This window comes from Paramagnetospirillum caucaseum (genome assembly GCF_000342045.1).
In the GTDB taxonomy this organism is placed as follows: Bacteria; Pseudomonadota; Alphaproteobacteria; order Rhodospirillales; family Magnetospirillaceae; genus Phaeospirillum; species Phaeospirillum caucaseum.
In genome coordinates, this window is sequence record NZ_AONQ01000001.1 from 24,248 (window position 1) to 44,747 (window position 20,500).

At 66.5% G+C, this 20,500-nt stretch carries 17 protein-coding genes; 6 read left to right on the top strand and 11 right to left on the bottom strand.

What is annotated here, in order from left to right; genetic code table 11:
• Position 1 precedes the first annotated feature (1 nt).
• The 6 genes from H261_RS00100 to H261_RS25690 all read right to left on the bottom strand — a co-directional run bounded on the left by H261_RS00100 (position 2) and on the right by H261_RS25690 (position 5,436).
• Positions 2-1,180, bottom strand: coding sequence for a cytochrome D1 domain-containing protein (locus H261_RS00100; RefSeq protein WP_008612961.1), 1,179 nt, complete (start codon positions 1,178-1,180; stop codon positions 2-4).
• The gene (locus H261_RS00105) at positions 1,177-1,497 is read right to left on the bottom strand and encodes a c-type cytochrome (protein ID WP_052004117.1); all 321 of its coding nucleotides are present in this window, start codon (positions 1,495-1,497) and stop codon (positions 1,177-1,179) included. Before H261_RS00105 ends, H261_RS00100 begins: the two co-directional genes overlap by 4 nt.
• Positions 1,498-1,586: 89 nt before the next feature.
• Positions 1,587-2,360 (bottom strand): uroporphyrinogen-III C-methyltransferase, encoded by a 774-nt coding sequence (gene cobA, locus H261_RS00110; protein ID WP_008612963.1) that lies wholly within the window; start codon positions 2,358-2,360, stop codon positions 1,587-1,589.
• A gap of 23 nt (positions 2,361-2,383) precedes the next feature.
• Positions 2,384-2,719 (bottom strand): cupredoxin domain-containing protein, encoded by a 336-nt coding sequence (locus H261_RS00115; protein ID WP_008612964.1) that lies wholly within the window; start codon positions 2,717-2,719, stop codon positions 2,384-2,386.
• A gap of 21 nt (positions 2,720-2,740) precedes the next feature.
• Positions 2,741-3,751 carry an ethylbenzene dehydrogenase-related protein gene (locus H261_RS25685; protein WP_040475539.1) on the bottom strand — a complete coding sequence of 337 codons (1,011 nt, stop codon included), beginning with the start codon at positions 3,749-3,751 and terminating at the stop codon, positions 2,741-2,743.
• A 71-nt stretch (positions 3,752-3,822) separates the two neighbouring features.
• Positions 3,823-5,436 carry a NapC/NirT family cytochrome c gene (locus tag H261_RS25690; RefSeq protein WP_235062829.1) on the bottom strand — a complete coding sequence of 538 codons (1,614 nt, stop codon included), beginning with the start codon at positions 5,434-5,436 and terminating at the stop codon, positions 3,823-3,825.
• A gap of 467 nt (positions 5,437-5,903) precedes the next feature.
• On the opposite strand from H261_RS25690, the gene H261_RS00130 reads away from it, so the two are divergent.
• From H261_RS00130 to H261_RS00140, 3 genes are all read left to right on the top strand, one after another.
• Positions 5,904-6,584, top strand: coding sequence for a Crp/Fnr family transcriptional regulator (locus H261_RS00130; protein ID WP_008612967.1), 681 nt, complete (start codon positions 5,904-5,906; stop codon positions 6,582-6,584).
• Positions 6,585-6,591: 7 nt separating this feature from the next.
• Positions 6,592-7,395, top strand: coding sequence for a Crp/Fnr family transcriptional regulator (locus tag H261_RS00135; RefSeq protein ID WP_040475521.1), 804 nt, complete (start codon positions 6,592-6,594; stop codon positions 7,393-7,395).
• Between the two features lie 247 nt (positions 7,396-7,642).
• A complete protein-coding gene (locus H261_RS00140) occupies positions 7,643-9,181 on the top strand; it encodes a cytochrome D1 domain-containing protein (RefSeq protein ID WP_322096259.1) in 1,539 nt (512 codons plus the stop codon).
• A gap of 213 nt (positions 9,182-9,394) precedes the next feature.
• On the opposite strand, the gene H261_RS00145 is transcribed toward H261_RS00140, so the two are convergent.
• Both H261_RS00145 and H261_RS00150 read right to left on the bottom strand, forming a co-directional pair.
• On the bottom strand, positions 9,395-10,165 hold the full coding sequence (locus H261_RS00145) for a DsbA family protein (protein ID WP_008612971.1): 771 nt from the start codon (positions 10,163-10,165) through the stop codon (positions 9,395-9,397).
• A 69-nt stretch (positions 10,166-10,234) separates the two neighbouring features.
• The gene (locus H261_RS00150; RefSeq protein WP_008612972.1) at positions 10,235-11,605 is read right to left on the bottom strand and encodes a M48 family metalloprotease; all 1,371 of its coding nucleotides are present in this window, start codon (positions 11,603-11,605) and stop codon (positions 10,235-10,237) included.
• On the opposite strand from H261_RS00150, the gene H261_RS00155 reads away from it, so the two are divergent.
• Both H261_RS00155 and H261_RS00160 read left to right on the top strand, forming a co-directional pair.
• Positions 11,592-13,223, top strand: a complete 1,632-nt coding sequence (locus tag H261_RS00155) for a gamma-glutamyltransferase (RefSeq protein WP_040475540.1) — start codon at positions 11,592-11,594, stop codon at positions 13,221-13,223. The two genes, H261_RS00150 and H261_RS00155, sit on opposite strands and share 14 nt — an antisense overlap.
• A 22-nt stretch (positions 13,224-13,245) precedes the next feature.
• Positions 13,246-14,400, top strand: coding sequence for a pyridoxal phosphate-dependent aminotransferase (locus tag H261_RS00160; protein WP_008612974.1), 1,155 nt, complete (start codon positions 13,246-13,248; stop codon positions 14,398-14,400).
• A 198-nt stretch (positions 14,401-14,598) separates the two neighbouring features.
• Here the strand turns inward: H261_RS00160 and H261_RS00165 are convergent, their stop codons facing one another.
• The 3 genes from H261_RS00165 to H261_RS00175 all read right to left on the bottom strand — a co-directional run bounded on the left by H261_RS00165 (position 14,599) and on the right by H261_RS00175 (position 18,618).
• Complete coding sequence (locus H261_RS00165) at positions 14,599-16,227, bottom strand: flagellar hook protein FlgE (RefSeq protein ID WP_322096260.1); 1,629 nt, start codon at positions 16,225-16,227, stop codon at positions 14,599-14,601.
• Positions 16,228-16,406: 179 nt separating this feature from the next.
• The gene (locus H261_RS00170; RefSeq protein WP_008612977.1) at positions 16,407-17,537 is read right to left on the bottom strand and encodes a type III PLP-dependent enzyme; all 1,131 of its coding nucleotides are present in this window, start codon (positions 17,535-17,537) and stop codon (positions 16,407-16,409) included.
• A 538-nt stretch (positions 17,538-18,075) separates the two neighbouring features.
• A complete protein-coding gene (locus H261_RS00175) occupies positions 18,076-18,618 on the bottom strand; it encodes a hydrolase (RefSeq protein ID WP_008612978.1) in 543 nt (180 codons plus the stop codon).
• A 119-nt stretch (positions 18,619-18,737) separates the two neighbouring features.
• Here H261_RS00175 and H261_RS00180 point away from each other — a divergent pair, with 119 nt between their 5' ends.
• The gene (locus H261_RS00180) at positions 18,738-20,456 is read left to right on the top strand and encodes a DEAD/DEAH box helicase (protein WP_008612979.1); all 1,719 of its coding nucleotides are present in this window, start codon (positions 18,738-18,740) and stop codon (positions 20,454-20,456) included.
• Positions 20,457-20,500 lie beyond the last annotated feature (44 nt).

Sequence of the window (20,500 nt, forward strand, 5' to 3'; positions counted from 1 at the left end):
CCTACAGCCCCGTCTTGCCGGCGCGGCTGGTGAAGAAGATGCCGCTGGGCTTGACGGCGGGCAGTTCCGCCACCGGGGCCAGGGTCTCGGTGTCGTAGACCACCACCTTGTCGGAATCCCGGGCCGACAGCCACACCCGCTCGCCCTTGGCGGTGAATTCCATGTGCAGGATGGCCAGCCCCGGCTCCAGGGTCTTGATCACCGTCTTGGTCTGCGTATCGATCACCTGGACCTTGGAGTAATCGGGCAGGGCGAAATTGACCCACACCTGCTTGCCGTCGGGCCGCGCCATGGCGAAGACCGGCTGGCCCGCCACGTCGACACGGGCCTTTTCCGTCCATTTGCCCTTGTCCACCACCAGCACCTGATGATGCCCGATGGCCGGCAGCCACACCTCGTCGCCGGCCACCGCCCAGCCGCGCAGATGGGGCATCTTGTAGACCGGCAGGGCCTCCTTGCCCTTGCCGTAATGGTCGAGGATGCGCTTCACACCCTTGTCGGGGTTCCACAGGTCGAGCAGCGCGATGCCGTCCTCGCCGAACAGCCCGGCCAGATACCAGCGCCCGTCGCCGGTGATCAGCGCGTCATAGGGCAGCTTGCCGATATTGGTGTGCTTGGTGAGCCTGGGGGCCTTGGGGTCGGTCAGGTCGGCGATCCAGATCTCGCCGGCGTCGTAGAGGGAATAGATGAAGCGCCGGCCCGACAGGTCGGCGATGCCGATCACCTTGCTGGCCTTGCCGTCGGCGCCGATGGCGGGAATGTCGGCCACCTGCTCCAGCGTGGCGGCGTCGAACACCTTGATGCCGCCCGGCGTGTAATTGGCCACCGCCACCAGCGAGCCGTCCTGGGAAATGGCGCCGCCGATGGAATTGCCCGACTGCATCACCCGCCCGGCGATGGCGCCGCTCAGGATGTCCACCTTGGTCAGCCCGCCGTCGCGGCCGAACACATAGGCGAAGCGCTGATCGCGGGAATAGACCAGGGCGGCGTGGGACAGATCGCCCAGGCCGGACACGCTGGCCAGCTTGGTGGACGTGCTGTTCTCCACCACCATCAGGCGGCCGTCGGCGCGCTCCACCACTAGGCCGAGGTCGCCGGTACCGCGCAGGACGGGCTGGCAGGCCGACAGCAGGCCGAGGCCCAGACCAAGGCCCAGAACGGTGGCGGCAAGGCGCTTCATTTCAGCTCTCCCATCAGATAGGCGGCGATCCAGGCCGCCTCCTCGCGGCTCAGCATGGCCTTCCACGGCGGCATGGGGGTGCCGGGGCGCCCCTCCAGGATGGTCTCGATCACCGCTTCCGCCGACAGCTTGGCCAAGTCTTCCTGCCGCAGGGGCGAGCCCAGCCCGCCCTGGCGAGTCATGCCGTGGCATGAACCGCAATCCTGGGCCACCATGTCCTTGAGCTTGGCCTGACGCGCCGGTGCGACCTCCGCCGCCGCCGGCCACGCCGCCAGCGCCAACACCACCGCTCCCGTCACTGCCGCAAGCATTCGCATCCTCGGCCCTCCCACAGGCTGAGCGAGGAATATCACTCCCCGTTCCCCAGCGGCTTGACGTTGAGCAAGAGTTTGGAACCTGACCAATCTCACGCCTCGGCGGCGCCGGCCCATTCGGCCATGTCCTGCTCGGCGGCCAGGGCCACCACCTTGCCGATGATCAGCAAGGCGGGCGGCTCCACCTGCCAGCGGGCCACATCGGCCTCCAGTTCGGCCAGGGTGCCGCGCAGCACCCGCTGGGCCGCCGTAGTGCCCTTTTCCACCACCGCCACCGGAGTGGCGGGGTCGAGGCCGGCGCCGGTCAGCCCCCGGGAGATCAGGCCGGTGGTGCCCACCCCCATGTAGACCACCAGGGTGCAGGAGGGATCGGCCAGCCGTTCCCAGTCCAGGTCCAGGGTCTGGTCCTCCAGCAGATGGCCGGTGACCAGACGGACGCTGCGCGCCACCTCGCGGTGGGTCAGCGGAATGCCGGTGGCGGCGGCGCAGCCGGCGGCGGCGGTGATGCCCGGCACCACCTCGGTGGCGATGCCGTAGCGGGCCAGATACATGGCCTCCTCGCCGCCCCGACCGAAGACATAGGGGTCGCCGCCCTTGAGACGGACCACCTTGCGGCCGGGCCGGGCCAGGCTGACCAGCAGATCGTTGATCTGGTCCTGGGGCAGCAGGTGATGGCCCTTGGCCTTGCCCACCGAGATGCGGGTGGTGCCCGGCGGAATCAGGTCGAGAATGCCGTCGCCCACCAGACGGTCGTAGACCACCACGTCCGCCGACGAGATCAGGCGCAGCGCCTTGACCGTCAGCAGATCGGGATCGCCCGGCCCCGCCCCCACCAGATGGACCAGCGGCCTCACATCATCGGCCATATCGCCCCCGTCCCCCCTGTTGCTCACGGCGTCACTTCGACGGTTCCGACCATCTCCGGGTGCGGCCCGCAGCGGTACGGATAGGTGCCCGGCCTGTCGAAGGTCCGTTTCCAGCTTTCCCCCGGAAACAGCCGGTCGGATTCCTCCAGCCCTTCCTGTTCGAAGAACACGCTGTGGCTGGTACGCTTCTCGTCATTGACCCATTCCACCGTGGTGCCGGGCTTGATCCTCAGCGCCTGGGGCATGAACAGGTTCTTGTCCATGCCCACCCGGACGGTGTCGCCCGCCCGGGCGGCGGAGGGGCCGGTCAGGACCAGGGCCGCACCGCCGAGCAGGATCAGCAGGAACCGACGCGTCATGACCGGCCTCCGTTTCCTGGATTACGGCAGCTTCATCGCCTTGATCTCGCCCTCGGCGTCCAGACCCAGCTTCATGTCGAGGGACACGTGGTGGAAGCGGCCGTTGGCGAAGTCGTCGTGGACGGCGAAGCCGACAGTATAGCTCTTGCCCGCCTCGAGGGCCACCGTGCCCGGCTGGGCGCTCTTCAGCTTGCGGGTCATGGTCACCACCCAGTTGCCGCCCTCCTTCTTGCCCGAGGCGGTGAGGTCGGTGCCCGGCTTGAGCACGCGCTCGGCCAGGACGTAGCCGTGCTCGGCGGCGCCCGACGACTTCCAGCGCAGCAGTTCCAGGAAGCCGCCGTTCTTCAGCAGGGCGTCCAAATCGGCCTGGGGCTTCAGCTTGTCCCAGTTGTCGCGCTTGGCGGTGTCGAACTGGGTGCGGCTTTCGGGAACATACTTGGTGACGTAGCCGGCCTTGGTGTCGATGCCCTTCACCGCACCCAGCGCGGCCGCCGCCGGAGCGGTCGGCATGTCACGGGCGTCGGAGTGGCAGCTGGTCCAGCAGCCCGAGCGGGCCGCCATGTCCACCTTGCCGCCGTCGATCATCATGGCGACCTTGACCTCGTTGTCGGGGTCGAGCTTGCCGCCCTTGGCGAAGGGTACGTCGGCATGGGGGCCGGCGGGAAATTCGAAGCGCAGGTAAAGGTTCTCGGCATCGTAGGCCGCCTTGACCTTCAGCGGGAAGGCGGGGCGCTTGCCCGCGATGGGGGTCTTCTCGGCCTTGGCGCCGGACACCAGCTTGGCCCCCATGTCGGTGGCCTCCTGGGAATGGCACTCGAAGCAGCGGTCGCCCTTCTTGAAGGCGCGCACGCCGCCGTGGTCGGCGCCAGTCAGAATCCATTCCATGGAGGTCTGGCCGGGATAGAACAGCATGGTTTCGGAAACGGGCACCCCGTCCCAGTTGACCGCCTTGGGGGCGGCATGGGCGGCACCGGCCACCAGGGTCGAGACGGCGAAAGCCGCGGCGGCGGCATGAAACGCGAACTTACCCATCTGCATTTCCCTCCCAGGATAAAACGACCGGATGCGGAGTCCCCACCCCGCATCCGGCCTTGTCCGTCAGGCTACATCTTGACCGCCTTGATCTCCCCTTCGGCGTCCAGACCCAGCTTCAGGTCGAGGGACACGTGGTGGAAGCGGCCGTTGGTGAAGTCGTCGTGGATGGCGAAGCCGACGCTGTACGACTGACCGGCGGCCAGATTGACCTGGCCCGGCTGGGTCGCCTTGAGACGGCGGACCATGGTGACCACCCACTTGTCGCCTTCCTTCTTGCCGGTATAGGCGACGTCGTTGGCGGCCTTCAGCACGCGCTCGGCCAGGACGTAGCCCTGTTCCGACGCGCCCGAGGATTTCCAGCGGGTCAGGTCGAGGAAGGTGCCGCCGGCCAGCAGGGCGTCGATGTCGGCCTGGGGCTTCAGCTTGTCCCAGTTGTCGCGCTTGGTGGTGTCGAACTGGGTGCGGCTTTCCGGCACATATTTGGTGACGTAGCCCGCCTTGGTGTCGATGCCCTGGACGGCGCCCAGGGCGCCGGCGGCCGGCGCGTTCGGCATGTCGCGGGCGTCGGCGTGGCAGCTGGTCCAGCAGCCCGAGCGGGCTCCCATGTCCACCTTGCCGTTGTCGATCATCATGGCGACCTTCATCTCGTTCTCGGGGTCGAGCTTGCCGCCCGCGGCGAACGGCACCGGATTGTGCGGGCTGGCCGGGAATTCGAGACGCAGGTACAGGTTGTCCGCGTCGTACGCCGCCTTGATGGACAGCGGGACGGCGGGACGCTTGCCGGGAATGGGGGTCTTTTCCGCCTTGGAGCCGGACACCATCTTGGCGCCCATGTCGGCGGCCTCGTTGCTGTGGCACTCGAAGCAGCGGTCGCCCTTCTTGAAGGCGCGGGTGCCGCCGTGGTCGGTGCCGGTCAGAATCCATTCCATGGCGGTCTGGCCGGGGTAGAACAGCACGGTCTTGGTCTCTGCCACCTTGCTCCAGTCCACGGCCTTGCCGGTGACGGGGGGCAGGGCGGCGCCGCCGGCGGCCGGAGCCGCGACGGTGGCGGTGGCCGCAGCCGGAGCGGCGGCGGTCTTGGTCGCGGCCTTCTTGGCGTCGGCCTCGGCCTTCTTCTTGGCCTCCTCGGCGGCCTTCTGCTCCTCCTCCTGCTCCAGCAGGTGGTGGACCGGCTTGTGGGCGATGCCCTTGTGGCAGTCGATGCAGGTGCCGCCCTCGGCCTGGGCGTTCTCGTGCTGCTTCTTGGCGCGCTGCTTCTGCACGGCCGGATTCATCTGGTCGAAGGCATGGCAATTGCGGCATTCCCGCGAATCCGTGCTCTTCATGGTCTCCCAGACGCGCTTGGCCAACTGGTAGCGCTTGCCGTCGAACTTCTCGGGGGTGTTGACGGTGCCCATCAGCCAGTGGAACACCTCGCCGCTGGCCTGAATCTTGCGGACGAACTTGTGGACCCAGTCCCTGGGCACGTGACAGTCGGAACACGTGGCCCGCACACCGGAACGGTTGGTGTAGTGGACGGTCTTCACATACTCCTGGTAGACGTTATCCTTCATCTCATGGCAATTGATGCAGAAGCCAAGCGTGTTGGTGGCTTCCATCGCCGTGTTGAAGGCGCCCCAGAACATGATGCCGCCGACGAAGATCACCCCGGCGCCGAACAACGACGCGCCCAGGACTTTCATCCGCAGCAGTTTTCCGAGCAAGGATTCAGTAGCCATTGCGCTCCCCAGCGTACCCGAGTTGCCCGCCCTCAAGTGAAACCGATACCATGACGGATCGGAATCCGACTTGACCTTGGACAATGATTGATCGGGACGCGGGGCCGGTTTCCATGGAGGCCTGCGTCCCTGACACTCTTCCGGTCAGGCCCGCGCCTTCCTCCTGTCCGCTTGCGCGGACGCCCTCCGGACGGCATGCGCGGGCTCCGGAATGTGACGGACTGTAATCATCACCGGCGGCAATAGACGTGATCTTGATCAATTTACCTTGGGTTTGCCCGCCTTCATTAACATTAGGTCAGTCTAAAATAAAGACACCCCCGCGCCCCCTCCCCCCTTAACCAAGATCAAGTCGCCGCATTCTTTTTAGAGAGATGATAATGAATGTTCGGGGGCGGCATCATCGAGTGCTCCCGGCGGCGGGAGGAACGATGAATTCCGACACCCTGTGCGCGATGAGGCGAAGCCGGCTGTTTTCGGCGATTCCTGCCGCGGACGTTGCCGTCCTGCTGGAGGGGCACCGCACGCTGACCCTTCCCGACGGCGCCCTGGCATTCGCCGAGGGGACCCCCGCCGACTCCCTGCTCCTCGTCCTGTCGGGCGAAATCCTGATCGACCCCTCCGCCGTATCGCCCCAGCTCCGGCTGTCGGTGGGCGACACCGCCGGCGAGGAGGCGGTGCTGACCGGCACCCCCCATGCCGCGACGGGGCGGGCCGCCGGTCCGGTCACCCTGCTGGCCGTGCCGGCCGGCGTCCTGATGGCCTATCTGGAATCCCATTTCGACGTGGCCATCGCCACGATCTCGGCCATGGCCGGCCACCTGCGCGAGCAGGTCCGCGAGATCACCGAACTTAAGATGCAGTCCACCGCCGAACGCCTGGCCAGCTACCTGCTGGCCCTGGCCGGCGACGCCACCGGCCGCGCCGTGGTGCGGCTGCCCTACGAAAAGCGGCATCTGGCCGATCACCTGGGCATGGATCCGGCGACCCTGTCGCGGGCTTTTGCCAAGCTGCGCGATAAAGGTGTGGTGGCCAGCCGCACCGATAAGGTAGAAATCGCCGATGTGGCGAAGCTGAGGACCTATGGCGACTGCGCTGCGTTCACCGCCTAGCGGATCCATGGAACCGAAGATGTCGGGCGGCCCGGTGTCGTGCCCCTGCCATCCGTCCTGCGAGGGTCCCACCGCCGATTGCGACCGCACGCTGACCACGCCGCAGCGGGTCTTCAAGGGCGTGCGCAGCGCCCAGGAGGTGGTGGCGGCCCTGCCGCTGTTCGACGGCATCCTGCCCGACGTGCTCAACCGCCTGCTGGCCGATTCCGCCACCATCACCCGGCGGCGCAGCACCTTGCTGTTCGGGGCCGGCGACGAGGCCGACTGTTTCTATATCGTGCTCGACGGGGCGGTGAAGCTGTTCGCCCTGGCCCAGGACGGCCGGGAAAGCATCGTCGAGATCTTCGGACCCGGCACCTCGTTCGCCGAAGCCGCCATGTTGTCCACCGGCCGCTTCCCGCTGCACGCCGAGGTGATCGAGGACGCCACCCTGATCCGGGTCGGGCGCCGCGCCTTTCTTTACACCCTTCACTCGGACCACGCCCTGGCCTACCGCATGCTGGCCGCCCTGGTGAAGTGGAACCGCCGCCTGGCGGGCGAGATTTCCGACCTCAAGGAACTGACCCCCTGGCAAAGGGTGGCCGAGTTCCTGCTGGCCCAGACGCCGGCCACCGAGGGTCGGGTCGAGGTGCTGCTGCCCTTCAACAAGGAAGTCCTGGCCAGCCGGGTGGGAATCCGCCGCGAAAGCCTGTCGCGGGTGCTGGGCCGGCTGCGCGTGCTGGGAGTGCATACTTCCGGCAATGCCGTCCAGATAGACGATGTAGACCTGTTGCGCCGCGCCTGCTTCGAAGCCGGCAGCGGCCGCAACTGATATGTACTGAGGCCTGGATCAAGACTTTCCTCGACGGAATTTGACGATAGTCACATCCCGACGGTTCCGGGAAGCCCATTGTGCCCAGACCTTAGTACTTTGGCCGCCGCCCCCGTGGGGCCCCCGGCCACGGTGTTGTTTGACGTTAAGGGAGGGTTGCCGTATGTGGAAGGGTGTTCGGAACGCATTGTTGCTGACGGCGCTGCCGTTCGCGATGAGTGGGGCCGCGATGGCGCAGGAAGCGACCTTGAGCAAGGAAGCCAAGGAAGCCAGCGCCAAGATCTACTTCGAGCGTTGCGCTGGCTGTCACGGCGTGCTGCGCAAGGGCGCGACTGGTAAGAACCTCGAGCCGGCCAACACGGCCAAGCTGGGACAAGCCCGCCTCGAGAAGATTCTGGCCAATGGCACCGACGGTGGCATGGTGAACTTCGATGACATCCTGACCAAGGATGAAATCAAGAACATGGCCACCTACATCCAGATGACCCCCGACGTTCCGCCGGAATGGGGCATCAAGGACATGACTGCTTCGTGGAAGGTCACGGTGAAGCCGGAAGACCGTCCGAAGAAGCAGATGAACAAGATCAATCTGAAGAACGTCTTCTCGGTCACCCTGCGTGACTCGGGTGAAGTCGCCCTGATCGACGGCGATACCAAGAAGATCTGGACCATCATCAAGACCGGCTATGCCGTGCACATCTCGCGCCTGTCCGCTTCGGGCCGCTATGTCTACGTCATCGGCCGCGATGGCAAGCTGGACATGATCGACCTGTGGATGGAGACCCCCGCCGTGGTGGCCACCATCAAGATCGGCATGGATGCCCGCTCGGTCGACACCTCCAAGTTCAAGGGCTTCGAGGACAAGTACGCCGTGGCCGGCTCCTACTGGCCGCCGCAGTACGTGATCATGGACGGCGCCGACCTCAAGCCGCTCAAGATCGTCTCGACCCGCTCCATCACCGTGGACGGCGAGTATCACCCCGAGCCCCGCGTCGCCTCGATCGTCTCCTCGATGATCAAGCCGGAGTGGGTGATCAACCTGAAGGAAACCGGCCTGATCAAGCTGGTGGACTACTCGGACATCAAGAACCTCAAGGAAACCACCATCGAGTCGGCCAAGTTCCTGCACGACGGTGGTTGGGACGCCTCCAAGCGCTACTTCCTGGTCGCCGCCAACGCCTCCAACAAGGTGGCTGTCGTCGATACCAAGGAAGGCAAGCTGGCTGCCCTGGTTGACACCAAGTCCAAGCCCCATCCGGGCCGCGGCGCCAACTTCAACCATCCCAAGTTCGGTCCGGTGTGGGCCACCTCGCACCTCGGTGCGGACGTGATCACCCTGATCGGCACCGATCCGGCCAAGAACAAGGCTAATGCCTGGAAGGTCGTCGCCGAACTGAAGAACCACGGCGCTGGTTCGCTGTTCGTCAAGACCCACCCCAAGTCGAACAATCTGTGGGCTGACGCCCCGCTGATGCCGGAAGCGGCCGCCGCCGAGTCGGTGACCGTGTACGACATCAAGAACCTCGACAAGGGCCCGGAAGTGATCAACATCGCCAAGATGGCTGACCTGCCGGAGACCAAGGCGGTGAAGCGCGCGGTGCACGCCGAGTACAACGAGAAGGGCGATGAAGTGTGGTTCTCGATCTGGGCCGGCAAGACCGACCCGTCGGCCATCGTCATCATCGACGACAAGACCCGTAAGCTGAAGGCCGTGATCAAGGATCCCAAGCTGATCACCCCGACCGGCAAGTTCAACGTGTACAACACGCAGCACGACATCTACTAAGACACCAACTCCACCCTACGCCCCCGGGGATCGCAAGGTCCCCGGGGATTTTTTTGTCCTATGGCCGTCTCGCAGGACGACCATAGGCCTCATTCCCTCGGTATCTGGCGGAAGGGCGCGTCCTTGTGACGCTCTCCCGGAGCCTGCCCCACAGAAAAAAGCCCCCGGTCGCGAGACCGGGGGCTCTTGCCGTCGGGACAGGACGCGAAAGGATCAGCCGGCCTGCTTGGCGGCGGTGCGGCGCGCCGCGTCCATCAGCTGCTTCAGGGTCTGCTGGTCGAGAGCGCTGGAGATGATGCGGTCACCGACGATGAAGGTGGGCGTGCCGCCGATGTCCAGGGACCGGGCCAGATCGAAGTTCTTCTTCAGCTGCTTCTCGAGTTCGGCGCCGCCGATATCCTTCTTCAGCTGCTCGACGTTCATGCCCTGCTCGCCGGCAATCTTGTAGATGACCTTCTCGTCCAGGCGGCCGCGGAACTTCATGAAGGCGCGGTGGATGTCGTCGTACTTGGCCTGGCTCTGGGCCTTGGCCAGCAGGGCGACGCGGGCGGCCAGCACCGAATCCGGGCCGAGAATCGGGTATTCCTTGATCACCACGCGGACCTTGCCGTCGGCCTTGATGGCCTCCCACAGGGGGTCGAAGGCCTGCTTGCAGAAACCGCAATTGTAGTCGCTGAACAGCACGACGGTCAGGTCGCCCTTGAGGTTGCCGCCCTGGGGATCGTCGGCATTCTTGTAGATGTCGTCCTTGCGGGCTTCCAGCATCTTGTGGGCGTCGGCCTCGGCCTGGGCGCGCATCTTCTCGCGCAGCGCCTCCAGGGCCTCGCCCAGGACCTCGGGATGTTCCATCAGGTAGTCGCGCACCACCTTCTTGACCGCCTCGGTCTGCTTGGGGGTCAGCGGGACCTCCTGGGCGGCGGCGGGAAAGGAGGCAAGGGCAAGGCCCGACACCATCAGGGCAGCGGCGAAAGTCTTGGCGATCATAGGCGAGGCACCCTCAGCAGGCGGAATGATGGCGGGCATATTGGCCGAAGCCGCAAGGCGGGGCAAGACCTACCACCACTTGCGGCCCCTCTCCTGCTCGGCCCGGACATGCGAGGCGCGTTCCTTGATGTCCTGGATGCGCAGCCATACCGATCCCTGCTTGCCCAGCAACTGCTCGGCCTTGTTGGCGTGGAACTGCGCCTCGGACAGCTTGCCGGACAGCATGTAGTGCTCGGCCAGGGCATAGGAGGCCATGCCCTCCTTGCCGTTGCGGCCAAAGGCGATGGCCAGTTGCTGCCAGGCGAACCGATCCTCGGGCTCGCGGTTGACGGCGGCGGTGAGGTGGGTCTCGGCCTCGCCCAGCATGGCGGGGTCCTCGGTTTCGATCAGCACCTGCCCCAGGGCGATGCGCAGCAGGGCGCTGTCGGGCAGCAGCTTGACCGCCTTGCGGTAGGGCTCGACGGCCTCGGTGCCGCGGGCGTTCTCGAACAGCATCTGCCCCTTCAGTTCCCAGAAATAGGGATCGTTGGGCCGTTCCTTGATCAGGCCGTCGATCAGCCCCAGCGCCATGGCCACATCCGGCTTGCGATAGGCGGCGACGGCGCGGGCGTAGCGCGCCTCGATGCTGGCATCCGTTTCCTTGTAGCGCTGGAAGGTGCGGATGGGCGGCTCGATGAAGGCGAACAGCTTGGCCTTCATCCGCTTGTGCATCTCCACCCATTCCGGCGGCCAGGGCGTCTTGGAATAGGGCGAATGCTCCACCGCGTTGCGCACGAAGGAGACGCGGTCCCGGGTCAGCGGGTGGGTGCGGACATAGGGGTCCTGACGCGACGAGACCAGGGCTTCCTGGTCGCCGAGGATCTCGAAGAACTCGATCAGCCCCTTGCCCGATTGCCGGGTGTCGTCGAGGAAGCGCATGGCCATCTGGTCGGCCTGGCTCTCCTGGCTGCGCGAAAAGGCCAGCAGGCTGCGCATGGCCAGTTCGTTGCCGCCCAGCATCATGGCCGCCGCCGCGTCGCCGCGCCCCGAGGCGGCGCCGGCCGCCGCCGCCAGCAGGGTGGCGAGAATGGCCTCGGTCGAGGCGCTGGCCATGGCGTCGGTGCTACGGATCAGGTGGCCGCCGGCGATGTGGCCGGTTTCGTGGGCCATCACGCCGATCAACTGGCCGGGATGCTCGGACCGCACCAGCAGGCCGGTGTGGAAGAAGATGTTCTGGCCGCCGGCGACAAAGGCGTTCAGCGTCGAATCGATGATCAGGTTGATGCGCACCGCCGAAGGGTCCAGGCCGGCCGCCTGAAAAATTGGCGTCCCGAAAGTCCGGATGGTATTTTCCACCTCCGCGTCACGGATGAACTGCCGTCTGGGCTGCGATTGGGCCAGGGCGGGCGGCATCGAAGCGACCAACAGGAACGTCACCAGAAGGATAATGCGCGTGAGCAAGGATCTCTCCTCATCGGTCAATTCGTTGCGCGGCCGCAATTCCGCTGTTTGCCTCGCCGCTCTGGCGGCGGTGCTGGCGCTGGCCGCCTGCGGTGATCCGGCGCGGCCCGTCGGCCATGTGGGCCATATCTCCGGCTTCGCCGGCATGGTCGCCGCCGACGAGCCCCGCGCCGCCATGCTGGGCCGCGACGTGCTGTCGGCGGGCGGCACCGCCGCCGACGCCGCCACCGCCATCTACTTCGCCCTGGCGGTCACCTACCCGTCCACCGCCAGCCTGGGGGGCGGCGGAACCTGCATAGTACATGATAGCGGCAAAAAGAAGACGGAAGTCTTGGATTTCCCCGCCATCGCCTCGGCCATGTCCGGGCCGCAGCCCTCGGCGGTGCCGGCCAATCCCCGCGGCTTCTACGCCCTGCACGCCAAGTACGGTCGGCTGCGCTGGGAAAGCCTGCTGGTCGAGCCCGAGCGGCTGGCCCGCAGCGGCGTCACCGTGTCGCGCGCCCTGGCCAACGACCTGTCGCGCGGCCTGCCGGTCATCGGCCGCGACCCGGCGGCGCGCGGCGTGTTCATGCGCCCCGACGGCTCGGTGCTGCGCGAGGGCGACCTGATGCTGCAGCCCCAGCTGGCCGGAGTGATCTCGACGCTGCGCCACCATACCGGCAATTTCTATGTTGGTCCCCAGGCCCGCGAGCTGGTCAAGGCGGTACAGGCGGCGGGCGGCACCCTGTCGCTGGACGACCTGCGCGACATCCGTCCCACCTGGCGCGACGCCATCTCCGTCAAGGTCGACAACGAAACCGCCTGGTTCTCGCCGCCGCCGTCGACGGGCAGCACCATGGCGGCCCAGCTGGTCGCCGCCCTGTGGCCGCGCTGGAGCGGGGCCGACGCCGCCGAGCGTCCCCACCTGCTGGCCGAAACCTCGGCCCGGGCCTTCGGCGAACGGGCCCGCTGGATGCGTCCCACCGGATGGAGCGACGAATCCCCCGATGCCCTGGTGGCCGAGGCGCGCATCGCCGCCATGATGGCCGGCTACGCCGCCGACCGCCACCAGCCGGTGGGCGATGTCGCCGCGCCGCCCACCGACAGCCAATCGGGAACCGGCTTCGTCACCCTCGACATCAACGGCATGGCGGTGGCGTGCAGCGTCACCAGCCACGGCCTGTTCGGCAACGGCCGCATGGCGCCCGGCACCGGCATGATGCTGTCGGGGGTTCCCGGCCTCAACGGGCCGCCGGCCACTGCCGTGATGGTCAGCACCAACACCCACAATGGCGCCGTCCGCTTCATCGGCGCCGCCTCGGGCGGCGGTACCGCCGCCTCGGCCCTGGCCCAGAGCTTCCTGGCCGCCACCAAGGACAACAAGCCGCTGTCCGAGTCCCTGGCCCTGCCGCGGCTGGTCCATGCCGGCAAGCCCGACGCGGTCTTCGCCGAGACCGGCGCCATCACCCTGGACCCGGCCCCGCTGCAGGCCCGCGGCCACCAGGTCAGCGCCACTCCCATGCCCAGCCGGGTGGAGGCCATCTACTGCCCCCAGGGCCCCAAGAACTCGGAAGGCTGCGACATGGCCACCGATCCGCGCGGCTTCGGCCTGGCCACGGTGGCGGGCAAGAAGGAATGAGCGAGGCGAAGAGGCAGACATCATGAGCTTCAAGGCGGCCAGGCGGGGGGCCATCGCCCCCTTCATCGTCATGGACGTGATGCGGGCGGCGGCGGCGCGCGAGGCGGAAGGCGCCGACGTCATCCATCTCGAGGTGGGCCAGCCTTCGGGCCAGGCGCCGGCCAGGGTGCTGGAGGCGGCGTCCCGCGCCGTGCGGGCCGAGCCCCTGGGCTATACCCTGGCGCTGGGCCGCGATTCCTTGCGCGAACGCATCGCCCGGCATTACCGGCAGGCCTACGGCATCGCGGTGGCCCCCGAACGCGTCTGCGTCACCACCGGCTCGTCGGCCGGCTTCCTGCTGGCCTTCCTGGCCGCCTTCGAGCCCGGCGACCGGGTCGCCGTGGCCGCGCCGGGCTATCCCGCCTACCGCAACATCCTGGAAGCCCTGGGGGTGGAATGCGTGCTGGTGCCGGTCGGCCCGGCCAGCCGCTGGCAGATCACCGCCGACATCCTGGCCCGCGTCGAGGGCCGGCTGGACGGCGTGGTGGTGGCCAGCCCGTCGAATCCCACCGGCTCCATGCTGTCGGCCCCCGAAGTGGCGGAACTGGCCGCGTGGTGCGAACTGCACGCCATCCGGCTGATCTCCGACGAGATCTATCATGGCATCACCTACGGCCGCGCCGCCGCTACCGCCGCCGGCATGGCCGCCGCCTCCCATGCGGTGGTGATCAACAGCTTCTCGAAATACTACGCCATGACCGGCTGGCGCCTGGGCTGGATGGTGCTGCCCGATGATCTGGCCCGCTCGGTGGAATGCCTGGCCCAGAACCTCTACATCTCGCCGCCCACCCTGTCCCAGGTGGCGGCCGAGGCGGTGTTCGACTGCATCGACGAGTTGGAGGCCCGGGTCGCCGCCTACCGCGCCAACCGCGACATCCTGCTGGCCGAACTGCCGGGGGCGGGTTTCGACCGGCTGGCACCCTCGGACGGCGCCTTCTACCTCTATGCCGACGTGTCGGAACTGACCGGCGACAGCCCGGAATTCTGCGCCCGCATGCTGGCCGAGACCGGAGTGGCCTGCACGCCCGGCGTCGATTTCGATCCCCTGGAAGGGACACGCACCCTGCGTTTCTCCTACGCCGGTTCGGCCGCCCACATGGTCGAGGCGGCCAGACGGCTCAAGGCGTGGAGAAAATAGACGGCTAGGGCCAATCGACATTCAAGCGGATGGGACGAAAAATGGGCCACAGATGAACACAGATTCCCGCTACGCCGGACACAGATAAGGAATATTCCCAATTCATCTGTGTTTACCTATGTTCATCTGTGGCTGAAATTTCTGTCTGGAAGACGCTCTGGCCTGAAATCAGCCGAATTCCCTGAATGCCGATACAGCCTAGACCAGGTCCCGCACCACCTGGCTCATCTCGTCGGCGGCCTTGAAGACGTTGGCGTTCACCGAATAGGCCTTCTGGGTGACGATCATCTTGGTGAACTGGTCCTCGAGCGCCACGTTGGAGGTCTCGACGGCCATGGCCACGATGCCGGCGCCGCTGCCCTGGTCGGTGATGGCGGCGACGGTGAGTTCGCCCGCCTGCTCGGTGGCGCGGAACAGGGTGCCGGAAATGGGGTCCAGCTGATCGGCCGAAACGAAGGTCGCCACCGGAATCTGGTACAGCGTCTTGGTCTCGCCGTTGTCGTAATGGGCGATCACCTTGCCGTCGGTGGCGATCTCCACCGAATCCATGGTGCCGCTGGCATAGCCGTCCTGGTCGATCACCTTGACGCCGAGGCGGGTGGCGCTGTCGCCGGAGAACTGGGTGAGCTTGCGCAGGTCCAGGGTCACCGTATTGGATCCGGCATCGGCGTCGGCCCAGGTCACCGTGAAGGTGGCGCTGGCCGGCGTCAGGATGTTGCCCGCTCCGTCGAAGGTGATGGGAATGGCTTCGCCATAGGTCGTGCCGTCACCGGTGAGATCGCTGACCGTCCCTTCGGCGGCGACCGGCTGGAAGCGCATGTACCACTGGCCGTTGGCGGTGTGCTCGAAGGTAAGCGTCAGGTTGTGGGCCTCGAACGCCTCATCGTAGATGGTCATCGTCTCGGCGATCTCCTCGAATTCCGGCTTGTCGGAATTGAGGTCGATGCTGGCGGTGCTCTGCAGGGTGGGACCGGCCGACCAGTCGACGATCAGGTCGGCGAAGCCGGTCCCCGACGGCGAGGTGGTCGGCGCGGTGATGTTGCCGTCGGCGTCCACGGTGACGGTCACCGGCGAGCCGGTGATGGTGCCGACGCTGCCGCTGGCCGGGTTGGCCGGCAGCGAGAACGCCACTTCCCAGGTATCGCCGTCGACCCGGTTCCAGGTCATGGTCAGGTCCTGGGCGGTGCCGAAACCGTCGGTGATGCTGGTGGTGTCGGTGAAGGTCTTGGTCGAGCCGGTCATGGCGGCGTTGGACGGCAGATTGGCCACCAGCTGAATCTCGGTGGTGGCGAAGCCGTCGCTGCTCTGGCCGATATTGGCGTAGACCGGGGTCAGCGAACCGGGCATTACGACGCCCAGTTCGTCGGCCTGCCAGCCCATCAGGTAATTGCCGTCGGCGGTGGTGAAGTAATTGTTGCCGTCGACCGCCCGCTGGGTGAAGTTGCCCGCCCGGGTATAGAGGGTGTTGGACGCGTTCCCGCTGCTCGGGGCGCCGGTGGCGTCGGGCTGCGTCACGATGAACAGGCCCCGGCCGTTGATGGCCATGTCGCTCCACACGGTGGTCGGCGTGATGGTGCCGGCCTGGGTGATCAGGTTGCGGTCCACCGGCCGCACGCCGAAGATGTTCTTGTTGCCGGCGGTGGTCACCGGATTGACTTGGGCGGTGTGGGTTTCCGACAGCACCGTCTTGAAAAGGGTTTCCTTTTCCTTGTACCCGTTCGTGTTGACGTTGGCGATGTTCTGCGAGATCGAGCCCATGGCCCAATCCATCGTCTGCATCGCCTGGCTCGAATTGGCAAAAGCACCCCAGAGCATCGTCGCCTCCATGTCACGACGGGCATTGATCCGCCTCCAGCGTTGCAATGCGGATGCCACTTGCAAGACCGTTGCATATCAATGCGTTATCTCATCGGAAGGCGGCAGGACTTGCCGGAAGCGGAGTGCAAAAAAGCCCGCCCGGCAGAACTTGCCGGGCGGGCCTTGCGTTCGCCCCCGATGGGGGAAAGCTAGATAAAATAGGCCTTCAAGGGCTCGAAGCCGTTGAAGTTCACCGCCGAGTAGGAGGTGGTATAGGCGCCGGTGGAGAGAATGCGCACCTTGTCGCCCACCTTGAGGGAGACGGGCATCTCGTAACCGGCCTTCTCGTACAGGATGTCGGCGGAATCGCAGGTGGGGCCGGCCAGCACCACCGGGGCGGTATCGTCGCCGTCGCGGGTGGTGACGATGCGGTACTTGATGGCCTCGTCCATGGTCTCGGCCAAGCCGCCGAACTTGCCCACGTCGAGATAGACCCAGCGCACGTCGTCGTCGTAGCCCTTGCGGCTGATCAGCACCACCTCGGTCTCGAGAATGCCGGCGTCGCCCACCAGGGAGCGGCCGGGCTCGATGATCATGGCGGGGATGTTGTTGCCGAAATGCTTGGTCATGGCGTCCATGACGGCCTCGGCGTAACGCTCGATGCCGTCCACTTCCTTGCGGTAGCGGGCCGGGAAGCCGCCGCCCAGGTTGACCATGCGCAGGTCGATGCCGGCGGCGTCGAGCGCCGAGAACAGCATGGCGGCCTTGCCCACCGCGATGTCCCACTGCTTCAGGTCGGTCTGCTGGCTGCCCACGTGGAAGGACACGCCGTAGGGGTCGAGGCCCAGGTCGCGGGCCTTGACCAGCAGATCCTTGGCCATGTCGATCTCGCAGCCGAACTTGCGCGACAGCGGCCATTCGGCGCCGTCGCAGGTCATCAGGATGCGGCAGAACACGCGCGAGCCGGGCGCCGCCTCGGCCAGCTTCTCCAGCTCGGCCTCGGAATCGAAGGCGTACAGGCGGACGCCCTTGGCGTAGGCGTAGGCGATATCCGACTGCTTCTTGATGGTGTTGCCGAACGAGATGCGCTCGGCCGGGGCGCCGTTGGACAGGCACAGGTCGATCTCGCCGCGCGACGCCACGTCGAAGCGCGAGCCCTCGCCCACCAGCATGCGCACGATCTCGGGGGCCGGATTGGCCTTGACCGCGTAATAGACCTCGGCCAGCGGCAACCAGCGTCGCAGGCCCTGATAATTGTCGCGCACCACGTCGAGATCGACGACCACGCACGGGGTGACGGGACGAACTTCCTCAAGGAAACGGGCAATCTTCGCGGTCATCGCGAAATTCCTCTTCGAACAGGCCGGGGGCCGACGGCACCCGAAAACTCTCTCTGTTCGGCCCACGGCACTCAAACCGCGAGACGACGCTTAGGTGACGGCAATTCGGGAAGCCGTCAAATCCGCCGGGAGGTACTTCGCACATCGACCCACAGCAAGGCCCAGGCCTGCCGCGGGGGGAATCCGTTCGCGAAGAGAGGATTGGAGTTCATCGACAGCGACTGCCGAGCCACCACGTTCATAGCTACTTCCTCCAAGCACCGGGGGCTTTACACCCCGCTTGCACCCAGAAGACGCCTTGGACGTCGTTACTTAAACCCCCTCGGGGGCCAGAGGCACGTGCGCTGTACGTCTCACCTGAAGCCGCTATATACGCCGTTTTCGGACGATGAAAAGGGAAAAATGTCCCCTGGAAAAAAAAATCATGGCGGCCAGGGGCTTAGCCTATACTTTTCAAATGGTTATCATGGGAACGGGAATCCGTTTCCCATCCCGTACCCCCCCAGGGATAGCGCCGGCCGGCCGGGGCGGCGCACCATCATTTGATCAGGGCGGAGAGTTCCTTGAATTCCGGGGTGCTGGCCCGGTGCAGCCACTCGAAGATCACCATCTCGACGGTGACGATCCCGATTCCGCAGGCGGCCATGCGCGCCATGGCCGCCTGATAGTTGGCGGGATCGCGCGACGCGCAGGCGTCGGCCACCACCACCGGCTTGAACCCCGCCGCCAGGAAGCCGAGAGCGCTTTGCAGCACGCAGACATGGGATTCGATGCCGGCGATGACGATCTGGTCGCGGCCCGTGCCGCCGATGCGGGCGCGGATGCCCTCGTCGGCGGCGCAGGAGAAATGGATCTTCTCCATGACGGCGCCTTCCGGGGCGTATTCCAGCAACTCGCCCGAGGTGGTGCCCAGACCCTTGGGGTACTGCTCGCTGATCACCACGGGCAGGGCCAGCCGGGCGGCGGCGCGCAGCAGCAGGGAACAGCCGCGATAGACCCGGCGGGGGTCGCTCATCACCGGCGCCAGGCCTTGCTGCACGTCGACGATCAGCAGGCTGGAACGGGGGGCTTCGATCAGCATGGCGGGGGGTCTCCATCAGGTCCGGAACCAGCCTAATCCCGCCCCTGTGGACGGTACAATGGGGAAACCGTGTTCTGTCATTGACTTAAGGCGGGGAAACCATAATTATCCGCCCCCACATGACGACCCATCAAGACATCGGCCGCGAAGACGGCCCGGAAACCGCCACGACCACCTTCGAAGACCTCGGCCTCGGGCCGGAGATTCTGAAGGCGCTCGCTGAATCGGGGTATACGCACCCCACCCCCATCCAGGCCCAGGCGATCCCTGTGGTGCTCATGGGCCGCGACGTGCTGGGCTGCGCCCAGACCGGAACCGGCAAGACGGCGTCCTTCACGCTGCCCATGATCGAGATCCTGGCAGCCGGCCGCGCCAAGGCGCGCATGCCGCGCTCGCTGATCCTGGCACCCACCCGGGAACTGGCCGCCCAGGTGGCGGAGAACTTCGACAAGTACGGCAAGTACCATCCGCTCAAGAAGGCGCTGATCATCGGCGGCGAATCCATGAGCGACCAGGTGGCCCTGCTGGACCGCGGCGTCGACGTTCTGATCGCCACGCCGGGGCGCCTGCTCGACATGTTCGAGCGCGGCCGCATCCTGCTCAACGACGTCAAGGTGCTGGTCATCGACGAAGCCGACCGCATGCTGGACATGGGCTTCATCCCCGATGTCGAGAAGATCGTCGGCCTGCTGCCCAAGATTCGCCAGACCCTGTTCTTCTCGGCCACCATGGGCCCGGAAATCCGTCGCCTGGCCGACGCCTTCCTGATGAACCCCAAGGAAGTGAAGGTCTCCACCGGCGCATCGGCCGCCACCACCGTGGTCCAGGCCATGGCCGTGGTCGAGGAGATCGACAAGCGCGAGACGCTGCGCCACCTGATCCGCATCGAGGAAGTGAAGAACGCCTTCATCTTCTGCAATCGCAAGCGCGACGTGGACGTGCTGTTCCGCTCCCTGAAGAAGCATGGCTTCGACGTGGTGCAGCTGCACGGCGACATGGCCCAGAGCGCGCGGGGCGAGACGCTGGAGAAGTTCAAGAAGGGCGAAGCCCGCCTGATGGTCTGCTCCGACGTCGCCGCGCGCGGCATCGACATCTCGGCGGTCAGCCATGTCTTCAATTTCGACGTGCCGATCCACGCCGAGGACTACGTCCACCGCATCGGCCGCACCGGCCGCGCCGGCATGGAAGGCCACGCCTTCACCATCGCCAGCCCCGACGACGGCCGCTTCGTCGGCGCCATCGAATCGCTGATCGGCACCACCATTCCCCGCATCGAGGTCGAGGGCGTCCCCGCCCTGGACCTGGACATGACCGCCCGCAAGGGCCGGGGCGGCCGCACCGGCGGTTCCAAGGATTCCAAGCGCCCCGCCCGGAGCAAGGACGAGGGCCGCAAGGACGAGGGCGCCAAGCCCCGGCGCGAGCGCAAGCCCCGGCGTGAGGAGACTCCCGCCGCCGAGATCGAGGCCGAGGCCGAGGTCGCTCCCGCCGAATCCATCGAGTCGCCGCGCGAGGAACGTGCCGAGCGGCCCGAACGCGTCGAGCGCTCCCGCGGGCGCGGGCGTGATCGTGACGAGCCCCGCCGCGACGAGCCCCGCCGTGGCGGACGCAATCGCGACGAAGGCCGCCGTGACGAGCGCGGCGGACGCCGCCGTGGCCGCATCGACGAACTGGGTATCGGCGAGATGCTGCATCCCGACGGCGTCATCGGCTTCGGCGACCACATGCCCGATTTCATCGCCGCCGCGGTGCCGCTGCCGGTCAAGTCGGCCAAATCCGCCGGCGACAGCGATGCGGATATGGATGCGGATGCGGATATGGATTCCGAATCCGAGGATTGACAGGCAACGGGGCGGGCCATCTCGGTGGCTCGCCGGCACGACGG

What these genes read in the sequence shown, in the direction of transcription:
- H261_RS00100 (WP_008612961.1), bottom strand. Translation starts at nt 1,180, where the DNA reads ATGAAGCGCCTTGCCGCCACCGTTCTGGGCCTTGGTCTGGGCCTCGGC.
- H261_RS00105 (WP_052004117.1), bottom strand. Translation starts at nt 1,497, where the DNA reads ATGCGAATGCTTGCGGCAGTGACGGGAGCGGTGGTGTTGGCGCTGGCG.
- cobA (WP_008612963.1), bottom strand. Translation starts at nt 2,360, where the DNA reads ATGGCCGATGATGTGAGGCCGCTGGTCCATCTGGTGGGGGCGGGGCCG.
- H261_RS00115 (WP_008612964.1), bottom strand. Translation starts at nt 2,719, where the DNA reads ATGACGCGTCGGTTCCTGCTGATCCTGCTCGGCGGTGCGGCCCTGGTC.
- H261_RS25685 (WP_040475539.1), bottom strand. Translation starts at nt 3,751, where the DNA reads ATGGGTAAGTTCGCGTTTCATGCCGCCGCCGCGGCTTTCGCCGTCTCG.
- H261_RS25690 (WP_235062829.1), bottom strand. Translation starts at nt 5,436, where the DNA reads ATGAAAGTCCTGGGCGCGTCGTTGTTCGGCGCCGGGGTGATCTTCGTC.
- H261_RS00130 (WP_008612967.1), top strand. Translation starts at nt 5,904, where the DNA reads ATGAATTCCGACACCCTGTGCGCGATGAGGCGAAGCCGGCTGTTTTCG.
- H261_RS00135 (WP_040475521.1), top strand. Translation starts at nt 6,592, where the DNA reads ATGGAACCGAAGATGTCGGGCGGCCCGGTGTCGTGCCCCTGCCATCCG.
- H261_RS00145 (WP_008612971.1), bottom strand. Translation starts at nt 10,165, where the DNA reads ATGATCGCCAAGACTTTCGCCGCTGCCCTGATGGTGTCGGGCCTTGCC.
- H261_RS00155 (WP_040475540.1), top strand. Translation starts at nt 11,592, where the DNA reads ATGCGCGTGAGCAAGGATCTCTCCTCATCGGTCAATTCGTTGCGCGGC.
- H261_RS00160 (WP_008612974.1), top strand. Translation starts at nt 13,246, where the DNA reads ATGAGCTTCAAGGCGGCCAGGCGGGGGGCCATCGCCCCCTTCATCGTC.
- H261_RS00165 (WP_322096260.1), bottom strand. Translation starts at nt 16,227, where the DNA reads ATGGAGGCGACGATGCTCTGGGGTGCTTTTGCCAATTCGAGCCAGGCG.
- H261_RS00170 (WP_008612977.1), bottom strand. Translation starts at nt 17,537, where the DNA reads ATGACCGCGAAGATTGCCCGTTTCCTTGAGGAAGTTCGTCCCGTCACC.
- H261_RS00175 (WP_008612978.1), bottom strand. Translation starts at nt 18,618, where the DNA reads ATGCTGATCGAAGCCCCCCGTTCCAGCCTGCTGATCGTCGACGTGCAG.
- H261_RS00180 (WP_008612979.1), top strand. Translation starts at nt 18,738, where the DNA reads ATGACGACCCATCAAGACATCGGCCGCGAAGACGGCCCGGAAACCGCC.